Below are 12868 nucleotides of genomic sequence, written 5' to 3'. Positions count from 1 at the left end.
TCACTAAGACTTTTAGTGATAATTTTTCTTTTTCATAGCAATTTTTTTCCCATCCTTAATCAAATTAAGGGTGGGTTTTGTTTTTTAACAAACTCGTTAAACCTTCTATAAACTAAGTTTAAACTGCTTGTCTTCAGTATATTTCTTTAGTAATTTTCGAAAAAACAAAAATGAAAATTATGAAAAAGAAGAGTTTAATTTTATCTATGCTAATTGGATTATTTACCGCAATTTCATTCGCTCAAGACAGTGAATACTTCGATGATCTAGCAGATACTAAAGATTACACAGCCGTAGAATTAGCAAAACATGAAAGTGATTTTTCAATCTTTCTTGAATTTTTAGAAGCATCTGGATTAGATACTTCTGTAGAATATGCAGATGGATTTACCATTTTTATGCCAACCAACGAGGCATTTGGAGAGATGGAAGTGGAAAAGCTATCTAAATTAACCAATCCAGATAACAAGATGAAACTGGTAGAATTTGTAAAACATTATATAGTGCCAGAAAAAGTACTTAAAAATCAATTTAATAGTTCTCAGGTAATTACTGTTTCTGAAGATGAATCGATCAAGATAAATACCGAAATGAACGGACAAAGTGTAGATGTTGGAGGTGCAAATATCATTGAAAGTGATATCGAAACTAAAAACGGAATCGTTCACGTGATCGACCAATTAATAACTCCTACAAATTATTTTGCAAGTAGTTATTAATCAATAAAAACATCAAATCCCTGAGAGGCTTCCTAATTTTGGAAGCCTTTTTTTGTGTCTTATACTGAAATTATAAATATTAAGTACCAATTTTTAAGTCTGTACTAGGATTTGAATATCTTTACACCTCTAAAATTTTTTTATGGAAAATCTTTTGGTTGCAGAGAACATCTATAAACGATTTGGAGGTTATACTGCACTAAATAATGTATCGATCACCATCCCAAAAGGAAGTGTCTTTGGTTTGTTAGGGCCAAATGGCGCCGGTAAGACCACATTTATTAGGATTATTAATCAAATTACGATGCCAGATGAGGGCAAAGTATATCTTGATGGTAAACCTTTACATCCAGAAGATATTAGACATATTGGTTACCTTCCAGAAGAGCGCGGCCTATACAAGTCGATGAAAGTAGGAGAGCAGGCAATGTATTTGGCCAGGTTAAAGGGACTTTCTAAAGCTGAAGCTAAAGAACGACTTAAATATTGGTTTGAAAAATTAGATATAACCGATTGGTGGGATAAGAGGATCCAGGAACTGTCTAAAGGGATGGCTCAAAAAGTACAGTTTGTGATCACAGTTTTACACGATCCCAAATTGTTGATTTTTGATGAACCTTTTAGTGGTTTCGACCCGGTAAATGCGAGTATCATAAAACGTGAAATTTTAGAACTAAAAGAAAAGGGGGCAACCATTTTGTTTTCTACACATCGCATGGAAAGTGTCGAAGAGCTTTGCGATTATATGGCGCTTATCAATAAATCGAACAAATTATTAGACGGTAAGGTTTCTGAAATTAAAAAGGAATATAAAAGCAATACTTTTGAAGTTGGTCTGGAAAGTGAGAACGAAGTAGCTTTACTCGCAGAACTTCAGGAGAAATTTAAAGTAGGAAAGGCTCAATTTAAGAGTATAAACGATGATCTTAAAGTAAGCATTCAGCTTCAGCCACACGAAAACCCAAATGATCTTATTCAGTATTTATTAAACAGGGCAAAGATCAATCATTTTGTAGAAGTAATTCCTTCAGTAAACGATATTTTCATTAAAACGGTTACTCATAATGCGTAGTTTAAAACTTATCATTCAGCGAGAATATTTAGCAAGAGTACGTAACAAGACTTTTATTATAATGACATTTCTTAGTCCGATTATTTTGGTAGGAATGTTTGCTTTAATCGCTTATTTAAGTATGCTGAATAGCAGCGAACAGCATATCATTGGGTTCCATGATGAAACCGGTCTTTTTTTGAAAGAATTTCAGGATGATGAAAACCTTCAGTATTTAAACTTTTCTGATAAGTCTTTAGATGAAGCCAAAAAAATTGTTCGTGAAAATGAATATTATGGGCTTATACATATTCCTGATGCAGATAATAACTACGATCTCACTGGAAAAGTTCAGTTTTTTGGTGAAGAGTCTCCCGGATTGGGAACGGTACAGAATATAGAAAAGATCATTTCTAATAAATTACAGCGCAACGAGTTGATCGAACGTGGAATAGATGTGGCTCAGATCGATTCTGCTAAGACAAGTGTAGATGTCCAAATTCAGAATTTTTCTGGAGAGACCACATCAAAAATGGCTAATTATCTTAGAATGTTTTTTGGTGGTGCAGCGGGTTATTTATTAATGATGTTTATTATCATTTATGGTAATATGGTAATGCGTTCTGTGATCGAAGAGAAAACTAATCGAATTATCGAAATTATAGTTTCTTCGGTAAAGCCCATTCAGCTAATGCTAGGAAAAGTAATTGGTACTTCGTTGGCAGGAATCACACAATTCACAGTTTGGGTTATTTTAGGCGGAATTTTATACACTCTCGCCGGTCTATATTTTGGAGTAGATCTTATGAATGCGCAACCGGGACAAGTTGAAGTAGAACAACTAAATATTCCTGAAGTTAATCAATTAGTAACAGATGTGCTTAATTTGCCAATTTTTAGTCTAATTGTATATTTTCTAATATACTTTTTAGGAGGATACTTTTTGTATAGTGCCATTTATGCTTCAATTGGGGCTGCCGTAGATAGCGAGACCGATACTCAGCAATTTATGCTTCCGGTGATACTACCTTTAATGTTGGGAATCTATGTAGGATTTTTTGCTGTGATCGAAAATCCACACGGTACTATAAGTACGATTTTCTCAATGATTCCTTTAACTTCTCCTATAGTTATGTTAATGCGTATCCCATTTGGGGTGCCTTGGTGGGAAATTTCCCTTTCTATTCTTATATTGCTGTGCACCAATACGGCTGTGGTATGGCTTGCCGCTAAAATTTACCGTGTTGGTATTTTAATGTACGGTAAGAAAGCTAGTTATAAAGAGATTTATAAGTGGCTTAAATATTAGAATGCAAAACGATACAGCGAATCAAATTTCAGAAGTAATAGAGCAGGACATCTGGGGAAATATCCAGACATTTTTAGATTTTACCCTGCTTACGCAGCCATTTAAGCTAACCGTTGGGATAGTTTTACTGGTGATCTTCGTATTTATTCTAACTTCTGTTGTACTAAGACTTGTACGTAATTTTATTGCAAGCAAACTTTTAAACGAGGATAAACTAAAGTTTATAAGTGCTTTTAAGTTTGTAAAGTATATCGTTTATCTTATTGTAATCCTAATTACCTTAAGTTCTAGCGGTGTAGATATTTCAATCTTGCTAACTGCTTCAGCAGCACTATTTGTTGGTGTAGGTTTGGCATTGCAGGAATTATTTCAGGATATCATCGGCGGAATTTTCATCATTTTAGATAAGTCCCTATTAGTAGGCGATATTATCGAAATTGATAATAAGGTTGCAAGGGTTTTCGAAATTAAACTTAGAACCACGCGTGCACTTACCAGGGATGATAAGGTAATGATCATTCCTAACCATAAATTTATAAGTGACACGGTATATAATTATACACAAAACCACCGTATTACCAGAGAATGTGTGAATGTTGGTGTAGCTTATGGTAGTGATACTCAAAAAGTAAGAGAACTACTTCTAGATTGTGTAGCGAGACAAAAAGGAGTGCTTAAAAATCCAAAACCATTCGTTTTATTTGAAGATTTTGGTGATTCAGCTTTATTGTTTGGTGTGTATTTTTACATAGGAGATAGTTTTACAGACCCCAAGATAAAAAGTGAACTACGTTTTAAGATCGACGATAGTTTTAGACAAAATGGTATAAGTATTCCATTCCCACAAAGAGATCTGCATATTATTAATACTCCAAATCAACCAAAAACCGACTAGTATGAAGGACGCTTCTAAAAGTATTTTAGTGCTATTGCTTTTTCTTTTTTTTGGAATTTCAGCAAACTCACAGTTAACAGATTTAGCCAGGGTAGAATTTACTTACTTCCCACAATCTGATTCTGATAATTCTTTTAGAAGGTTTCGAACTTTTTTGAACTTCCCTATAAAATTAAAAAAAGAAGGTTCGTACCTGGTACCGGGAGTTGAATATAGAAATGTTCATTTTAAATTTTATGATGATACTTCTTTTGAAACACTCCATTTAGATAGATTTCAATCTTTCACGGCAACGCTGGGGTATGTTTTTCATCTAAGCAATGATTGGCGAGTTGGGATTCAAACTGGCGCAAAAGCTGCCTCAAACTTTTCTACGAACGAATTACTTAAGGATGATATTTTATACGAAGGGGCTGTATTTTTTATCAAGATAAAGAATGGGGAAGAGGTGCTTAAGCCTACACGTATGATCTTTGGTTTACATTATTCAACAACTTCAGGATTCCCATTTCCATTGCCAGTTGCTCATTATTACAAAAAGTTTCATCCCCAATGGTCGTATATGGTTGGAGTTCCTAAAACTAACTTAAAATATCACGCTAACGACCGTAATGTTCTTCAGGCTTTTGTAACTTTAGATGGCTTTTATGCTAATGTTCAGGATAATTTTAATATAACGCCAACGGTTCCAAATAGTACGAATCTTGCAGATAGTATGTCTATGACCGTTGTGCTGGCTGGTTTAGGTTACGAGTATAGTTTTACTGAACATTTAGGACTTTATGTCTATGCCGGCCATACAATTATGAATGATATTCGTTTACGCGATAAAGATAGAAATGATGTTTACACGATAAATTCAGTGAATACATTTTATGCGCGTGGCGGACTTAAATTTAGTGTGTTTTAATGTCTAAAATATTATTAATAGAAGATGAAGCAGCCATTAGAAGGGTGCTCGTTAAGATTCTAAACGAAGAAAATAAAGAGTATAATGTAACCGAAGCCGAAGATGGTCTTGTGGGTATGGAATTGATCAAAAAAGAAGATTTCGATCTTGTTCTCTGTGATATTAAAATGCCTAAAATGGATGGTGTAGAGGTTTTGGAAGCAACCAATAAAATTAAACCAGAGATTCCTTTTGTAATGATCTCTGGGCATGGCGATCTGGATACCGCCGTTCAAACTATGAGAATGGGTGCTTTCGACTATATTTCTAAACCACCAGATCTAAATAGATTACTGAATGCGGTTCGCAATGCTTTAGACCGAAAACAATTGGTGCAGGAAAATGCCAGACTTAAAAAGAAAGTAGGCAAGAATTTTCAGATGATTGGTGAATCTGAAGAGATCAACAGAATTAAAGAGATCATCGAAAAGGTGGCACCAACAGATGCTAGAGTTTTGGTGACAGGAGCAAACGGTACAGGTAAAGAATTAGTCGCCCATTGGATCCATCAAAAAAGTGAACGTTCTAAAGGACCAATGATAGAAGTGAATTGTGCTGCAATTCCTTCAGAGTTGATCGAAAGTGAACTTTTTGGGCATGTTAAGGGAGCATTTACTTCAGCAAATAAGGATAGGGCAGGTAAGTTTGAAGCGGCGAATGGTGGAACTATCTTTCTAGACGAAATAGGGGATATGAGCCTTTCTGCACAGGCTAAAGTTCTAAGAGCCTTACAAGAAAATAAAATATCGCGTGTAGGTAGCGATAAAGATATCAAAGTAGATGTTCGTGTGGTTGCTGCAACGAATAAAGATCTAAAGCAGGAGATTGAAGATAAAAAGTTCAGAGAAGATTTATACCACCGTCTTGCTGTGATCTTAATAGAAGTACCTTCTCTAAATGAGCGTAAAAATGATATCCCTCTTTTAGTAGAATACTTCGCAGAAAAGATCGCTAAAGAGCAGGGTACTAATAAGAAATCATTTACGAATGAAGCCCTTAATTTACTAAAAGAATATAACTGGACAGGAAATATTAGGGAGTTGCGTAATGTTGTAGAGCGTTTACTAATTCTTGGTGGTAGTGAGATCACAGATGAGGATGTAAGCCTATTTGCCAGCAAAGTTTAAAAAAAGGATATCGAAAATAAAAAAAAGCCGAATCGTAAGATTCAGCTTTTTTTATTGGCACCGCCTGAGGATATAATACTCCGAGGCTTGCCTCGAATTTAAAAAATTGTTTCTAGTGAATGCCTCATGGGCTTGCCCAAAGGTAGTTTACTCTTTGTATTTATTAATTACAAGCCATCTATTGCCAGCGCTTAAAATGGTGAGTACCGTTCCGCTTTCAATATTACTTACGGTGCTATTGGTTGTAACATCAAAAAGATCATCACCATTTACAAACGACAAAGGTTTATCTGAAGTAGTAGACCAACATACTAAAATAATTGTTCTGCCTCTATTCTCTGAAGCATCTGGCACCTGCACCGAACTAAGATTATTATTAATTCTTAGCGAACCAAGATGATCTTCAATAGTGAATGTTCCGGTGCTACTGGTTGAGGATACATAAGGAAAATAAGTGGTTGGACTCCATCGCATCAATCCGTTTTCGCCTAAGCTTAGTACCATGTCTTCAATACCTCTTTGCGAAGGAAAAATATATTCGGTAGAAGGATCTAATCCAATCCCTAACCTACCTGCAAAATAACCGGCAAAAACATTGGCCGTGCTATTACCTTCTGCAAAGCCATAAATAGCATAAATATTTCCTTGTGCTGTGGAACTTCCAATTTCAGAATACATCCCAAAATTATCACTATTGGCACCATAAGTTCTACCTACTCGATTAAAGAATCCGTAGATGTCATTGGTGCCTGTGTTTTGAAAAGTCTCATTGAAAATACCGTAATGAATTCCGGAGCCAGTTCCGTTCACGTTATTTTTAATTCCGTATTTCGTTCCGTTAGTAGAACTTCTGTTCGTGTTTTCTATACCGTAGGTGGTTCTGGCATTGGTTTCTGAATTCTGATTATCGATCTCCAAACCTTTTTGGGTTTCATCATCATTTTCGTCTACTTCGACCTGGATCTTAGATTCAATATCATCTGTACCTATACCAATATTACCATCTCTGTAAATAGCAGATTCGATATTTTGAGGGGAGTTTTCTGTATCTATTTCGTGAAAATTTGCTTCAGATGAGTTTCCTTCTATAGGTAACCATAAGGATTCTTCGGCATTCCAGAAATAAAATCCCTGTGAAAAATCATCAATATCATGGTCCAAATAAACCATCATTCCGTTTTGTTCATCGGTTGGATCTTCAGACGGAAATTTCGAAATACGTGGAATCAAAATTCCGTCGCTATTAGAGGGATCATCAGGATCTGAGCTAACAATATCTAAAGTAGCCTTTGGATTTTCAGTGTTAATTCCCACCTGCGCATTTACAAGCAGGCTAAAATAGAAAATCGATAAAATTGAGATAAAAGTTTTCATAGGCATCTAGTTTTAGATTGCTTAGAAAACTAAGGGTTTCGGGGTGTAGTAATAATTATAAATTTAAAACCTAAAACCCTGTAAATCAATATTTTAAAAGTTAATTATATGGTAATCTTTGATAAACTTATGCCAATTCTTTTAATTTATCCTGTAAAATCTTGATCTCATCACGTAATCTTGCTGCCTCCATAAAATCTAGTTCTTTAGCTGCAGTTTCCATTGATTTACGCTTTTCTTTTATTTTTTTATCGATCTGAGGTTTGGTTAGGTAAGCACCTTCTTCTTCCGCAGCCTGCATTGGAGGTTTGTTATCACCTTCAAAGATCTCAAGTTTTTTCTTTACCAAAGTAGAGGTCTCTAGTTTTTTAACCAGAGGTTTTGGCGTGATATTATGCTTTTTGTTGTAATTCATCTGCTTGGTTCGGCGATATTCGGTTTCATCCATGGTTTTTTGCATACTGTCAGTAATTTTGTCAGCATACAAAATGGCTTTCCCTTCAACGTTTCTTGCTGCACGACCAATGGTTTGCGTAAGTGAACGGTTACTTCTCAAAAATCCTTCCTTATCAGCATCGATAATAGCCACAAGTGAAACCTCTGGTAGATCCAGACCTTCCCTAAGCAGGTTTACTCCAATTAGCACATCAAATAATCCACGACGAAGATCCTGCATAATCTCTACTCGCTCTAAAGTATCCACATCACTATGAATATATCTACAACGAACATCGATTCTGGTTAAATATTTAGCTAATTCTTCAGCCATTCTTTTAGTTAGTGTAGTCACCAAAGTCCGCTCATCCCTTTCAACTCTTATTTGAATTTCCTCAATAAGATCGTCAATCTGGTTTTGGCTCGGACGTACTTCGATCACAGGATCTAAAAGTCCGGTTGGTCGAATCACTTGTTCCACATAAACTCCTTCGCTTTTTTGAAGTTCATAATCAGCGGGAGTAGCACTTACATAGATCACCTGATTTTGAAGGATCTCAAATTCTTCAAATTTTAAAGGACGGTTATCCATCGCTGCCGGAAGCCTAAAACCATAATCTACTAAAGTTTCTTTTCTGGAGCGGTCACCACCGTACATCGCATGAACCTGCGGTATCGTAACGTGAGATTCATCTACCACCATTAAGAAATCGTCTGGAAAATAATCTAGTAAACAGAAAGGTCGTGTCCCTGGATTTCGGCCATCCAGGTAACGCGAATAATTCTCGATACCAGAACAGTATCCAAGCTCACGAATCATCTCTAAGTCGAAATTGGTCCTTTCGTCCAGTCTTTTTGCTTCAAGATGTTTACCAATATCTCTAAAATAGTCTACTTGTTTAACCAGGTCATCCTGTATACTTCGTATCGCATTTTGTAAAACATCTGGCGATGTCACGAACATATTGGCAGGATAGATATTTAATCGTTCATATTTTTCAATCACGTCGTTGGTAGCGGGATCAAAAGCTTCAATTTCCTCGATCTCATCACCAAAAAAGTGAATTCTGAAGGCGTTATCGGCGTAGCTAGGAAAAACATCTACGGTGTCGCCTTTTATTCTGAAGTTTCCATGAACAAATTCAGCTTCTGTTCTAGAATATAAACTTTGGACTAAGCTATGCAGAAATTTAGTTCTTGAAATTTCCATGTCTCTTTCAATAGAAACCACGTTTTTACGGAATTCTACCGGGTTACCAATACCATAAAGACAGGAAACCGAAGCGACAACAATAACATCACGTCTTCCGCTAAGTAGGGAAGACGTGGTGCTTAATCGTAGTTTTTCGATCTCATCATTTATCGAAAGATCTTTTTCTATGTAGGTTCCTGAAGATGGAATAAAAGCTTCAGGTTGATAATAATCGTAATAACTAACAAAATATTCTACCGCATTATTCGGAAAAAATTGTTTGAATTCTGAATACAACTGCGCTGCAAGGGTTTTGTTGTGCGCCAAAACCAGTGTTGGTTTTTGCACTTCCTCGATTACATTAGCAACAGTAAAGGTTTTACCCGAACCTGTAACTCCCAAAAGTGTTTGAAACTGGTCATTCTTTTCGATACCGCTAACCAGTTGTTTTATAGCGTTGGGTTGGTCTCCGGTTGGTTTATATTCAGATTCTATTTTAAATTTCATGCGTTCTTTTTCTTAGCCTTACGAAGTTAAGCAATAAATGTGCCTATTCAAACAGGGTAGAAAAATTAATGAAACTAAGGTTTTTATAAATCCCTTTTTTTCAATAACGCATAAGAGAAATACACAAATAGTACCGTCCAAACGATTACAATAAGGATCTGATACCAGTGTATGGAATAATCTTTCTCGAAAGCAGAGCCTAATTGATTGGCAGCAGATTGCACAGCATTAAGTCTTGAAAATGGTTCTTTAACCAAATTACTCATCGATTCTAATGGCAAAAACTGAACGATCTTATCTGCAATATCAGTTCCTTTAAAAATTCTCCATTTTAGGATAGCGTATAAAATAGTTTCAACGATCCACCAGATGAATAGAAATCCAAGCGCAAAAGCTGAACGTTTTACCAGAATGCCCAGGAATAGGCAGAAAGCAAAGAATCCTGTAAGTTTTACAAAATAGGCCAGAATGTATTCAAGGTCAGAAAAGATGATCGAAAACTCATTATAATCTGAAAATGAAAGCCCTAAGATCAAAGAAACTACAAAAAGGAAAATGGTCGAAACTATAGAAAATACCATCACCGTGATGAATTTCGATAAAATAAATTCCTTTTTTGATAGTCCGTCGATTAGGTTTTGTTTTAGCGTCCTGTTGCTATATTCGTTCGACATCATCGAGACGATCACGATCGCTAAGAATAATTTTAGCGTGGCAGCAATGTAGCTGTTAAAATGCCAGATGAATGGAAAATTGAAAATTCCCTGGTCTGCGATTCTAAAATTGATGTTTCCAATAGGAAATTCTATTGAAGCAATAAGCGCGATAAAAGTGATTAAAATGAAATAAGTAAGAATAAGGATCTTTGAGGATCTACTATATCTAAGTTTTAGGAATTCTATATTTAAAAGTCGTAACATTACGCAGTAGTTTGATTGGTTAGTTGAAGGAATTGTTCTTCCAGGCTTTCTTTTCGTTTAATTAAATAGCTAAGACTAAGTCCTTTTTCAAAAAGATAACGGTTAATATCTGAAGCGCTCATGGGCTCTTCAATAATTGCAGTCACCAGATTATTTTTAAGACTTACTTTACCAATCGATGGATGCTCGTTTAATAATTGCTGAAGTAATTCGGTATTTTCAGCTTCCAGCTCAAAGAATCCGTGGCTGGCGTTAATGCCATCAACCGGTCCGCTGTATAATTTCACCCCTTTTCTAATGATCACCACATGGCTACACACTTTTTCAACTTCATCTAAAAGGTGCGAAGCCAATAAAATGGTAGTTCCGTCTGAAGCAATTTTGCGAATGATCTCACGAATTTGATGAATCCCCTGAGGATCGAGTCCGTTTGTAGGTTCATCTAAAATTAAAATTTCAGGATCATTTAGCAGGGCAGAGGCGATCGCCAGTCGTTGCTTCATCCCTAAAGAAAAAGTTTTGAATTTACTGCTTTTACGGTCCAGTAATCCAACGATTTCCAGTTTTTCTTCAACTTTATTGCTGGGCACTCCTTTTATTTTACAAACCAGTTCAAGGTTTTGTGCCGCTGTCATATAAGGATAGAAATTAGGATGCTCGATGATTGCTCCTACTTTTTTTAAAGCTTCGTGTGTAGATTCGGCGCCGTCAAACCACTTAAAATCTCCAGAGGTTTTATTCACCACGTTAAGGACCATTCCCAGGGTGGTCGATTTTCCACTTCCGTTAGGACCTAAAATTCCGTACACGTTTCCTTTCTCGATCGTAAAGGATAGATTGTCTACCGCTTTTAGAGGGCCGTAAACTTTTGTTAATTGATTAATGCTAAGGATTGTCTTCAAAATAGATGGTTTCTTTTCTCGATAATCGAGATTAAATTTTTCGAGGTTGCCCTCCAAATTAAAAATAAATATCACTAAACTCTGGGACTGCCATGAGATAGTTTACTTACACGACGACTAATTTACATTTTTGTTACAGTTTTCGTATTACTATCTTGTTTTTAACTGAAAGATCGAGATTATTGCCTAAGATTGAATTAATTTGATAATCGAAACGAGGCTATAAATAGAGAATGATTTTTTAATAATAGCTTTAGGCTTGCCCATAGATAGACGATTTTAAATTTGACATTTTAGGCTTTAATTTTTAAAAGATTTCTTCGGAAGTAGTATTCGTTAAATCCTTATATTTTCAATATCTTATAGAACTTCTTCAGAAGAATTTAAACAAATCGCAAGACTATGGAACCCAGACTGATGTCGAAAAAGAAACCTTCCTTTCCCGTAAACGATCGTTTCAATAAATACCTGGCACGTTATAATCGAAATACCAAAATTCCTGTTTTTTACGAAGATTTATTACGATTTTCTGGTTCTGTGGTGGTTTACGATCAGGATGATGAAGATACTTTTTGGGTACGCTGTTATTATCCCGAGTTCGAAAGAGAGGAAATAGACGAAAGCTTAAAAAAGATCTATAATATCCTGCATTCTGATGGTAGTGACGATATGCTCGAATTTCTTGCGGTAGATGCGATCGATTATTGCACCTTCGGAAATTCCAGACCTTTTCGTATAAAAGTTCGGAATATCCTTAATGATGTTTTTACCTATTTCTACGTGAAAAAAGCCGATGCATCCCGAATTTATGGTCTCGAATTAGAGCATTTGCTTTCCCCGCATCGTATCACTTTTTTAGTCTATAAAGACACTTTAATTGAAGCTCATATTGCAGGAATTCCGGGGGATGTTTTTATTGAAGAACATTTACCAAAATTAACCGAATGGGAAAAAGCACAGATCGCAAAACAGTTTGTAAAATTTAACGAGCGCTGTACTGTTCGGCTTTTGGGCGATATGCGTTCTTACAACTATGTGGTAATCCCAACACACGATTTTGATCATGTGCAATATCAAATTCGAGCTATAGATTTTGATCAACAGTGTTTTGAAGGAAAATTTAAAGTCTACCGGCCTCAATTTTTCAAGGAAAACTATAAAATGGTCAAGTTAGTTTCAGAACGTCTGCAGTTATCGTCGATCGAGCAATATCGAAAAGAAGAACGTTCGCTGTTGGCCAAAAGGATGATTAATACACAGGCAAGATTTAAGCGTTTGATAAAATGTATGAGCAACGACCATGTTTCAACCAAAGAAAATGTAAAGCAATTGCGAACAGAGTTGTATCACTTTACCAAAGACGTGAAATTTAAGCGAGCCAGCACCATGGGGCAAATCTTAAGAACTGCGCTAGATTTTGTGCAACGGAATTACGAAGATATTAATATGAAACGACTGCTGGAATAGAGCTCTCAGTATAAATTTAAA

General features: G+C 35.8%; 11 protein-coding genes. 7 read left to right on the top strand and 4 right to left on the bottom strand.

Annotation, left to right across the window (positions count from 1 at the left end; genetic code table 11):
• Window positions 1-179: 179 nt before the first annotated feature.
• The 6 genes from INR75_RS18180 (at window position 180) to INR75_RS18155 (ending at window position 6050) form a co-directional block, all read left to right on the top strand.
• Window positions 180-719, top strand: a complete 540-nt coding sequence (locus INR75_RS18180) for a fasciclin domain-containing protein (protein ID WP_223089931.1) — start codon at window positions 180-182, stop codon at window positions 717-719.
• A gap of 142 nt (window positions 720-861) precedes the next feature.
• A complete protein-coding gene (locus INR75_RS18175; RefSeq protein ID WP_223089930.1) occupies window positions 862-1791 on the top strand; it encodes an ABC transporter ATP-binding protein in 930 nt (309 codons plus the stop codon).
• Entirely contained in the window at window positions 1784-3079 is a 1296-nt protein-coding gene (locus tag INR75_RS18170; protein WP_223089929.1) for an ABC transporter permease, read from the top strand. The genes INR75_RS18175 and INR75_RS18170 overlap by 8 nt, the downstream gene beginning before the upstream one ends.
• A gap of 1 nt (window position 3080) precedes the next feature.
• On the top strand, window positions 3081-3974 hold the full coding sequence (locus INR75_RS18165; protein WP_223089928.1) for a mechanosensitive ion channel family protein: 894 nt from the start codon (window positions 3081-3083) through the stop codon (window positions 3972-3974).
• Between the two features lies 1 nt (window position 3975).
• Window positions 3976-4884 (top strand): DUF6268 family outer membrane beta-barrel protein, encoded by a 909-nt coding sequence (locus INR75_RS18160; RefSeq protein WP_223089927.1) that lies wholly within the window; start codon window positions 3976-3978, stop codon window positions 4882-4884.
• Entirely contained in the window at window positions 4884-6050 is a 1167-nt protein-coding gene (locus INR75_RS18155) for a sigma-54 dependent transcriptional regulator (RefSeq protein ID WP_223089926.1), read from the top strand. Before INR75_RS18160 ends, INR75_RS18155 begins: the two co-directional genes overlap by 1 nt.
• 147 nt (window positions 6051-6197) lie before the next feature.
• Here INR75_RS18155 and INR75_RS18150 read toward each other — a convergent pair whose 3' ends face one another.
• From INR75_RS18150 to INR75_RS18135, 4 genes are all read right to left on the bottom strand, one after another.
• Window positions 6198-7424, bottom strand: coding sequence for a hypothetical protein (locus INR75_RS18150; RefSeq protein WP_223089925.1), 1227 nt, complete (start codon window positions 7422-7424; stop codon window positions 6198-6200).
• 127 nt (window positions 7425-7551) lie between these two features.
• Window positions 7552-9558 carry an excinuclease ABC subunit UvrB gene (gene uvrB, locus INR75_RS18145; protein WP_223089924.1) on the bottom strand — a complete coding sequence of 669 codons (2007 nt, stop codon included), beginning with the start codon at window positions 9556-9558 and terminating at the stop codon, window positions 7552-7554.
• An 83-nt stretch (window positions 9559-9641) separates the two neighbouring features.
• Window positions 9642-10478 carry an ABC transporter permease gene (locus INR75_RS18140; RefSeq protein ID WP_092541702.1) on the bottom strand — a complete coding sequence of 279 codons (837 nt, stop codon included), beginning with the start codon at window positions 10476-10478 and terminating at the stop codon, window positions 9642-9644.
• On the bottom strand, window positions 10478-11380 hold the full coding sequence (locus tag INR75_RS18135; RefSeq protein ID WP_092542315.1) for an ABC transporter ATP-binding protein: 903 nt from the start codon (window positions 11378-11380) through the stop codon (window positions 10478-10480). Before INR75_RS18135 ends, INR75_RS18140 begins: the two co-directional genes overlap by 1 nt.
• A gap of 402 nt (window positions 11381-11782) precedes the next feature.
• Between INR75_RS18135 and INR75_RS18130 the strand changes: the two genes are divergently transcribed.
• Window positions 11783-12847, top strand: coding sequence for a hypothetical protein (locus INR75_RS18130; RefSeq protein WP_092541704.1), 1065 nt, complete (start codon window positions 11783-11785; stop codon window positions 12845-12847).
• The last annotated feature ends 21 nt before the right edge of the window (window positions 12848-12868 follow it).

The organism is Zunongwangia sp. SCSIO 43204, from assembly GCF_019904275.1.
GTDB lineage: Bacteria > Bacteroidota > Bacteroidia > Flavobacteriales > Flavobacteriaceae > Zunongwangia > Zunongwangia mangrovi.
Note: the sequence above shows the minus strand (reverse complement) of the source record. Positions and strands in the feature narration are given on the sequence as shown.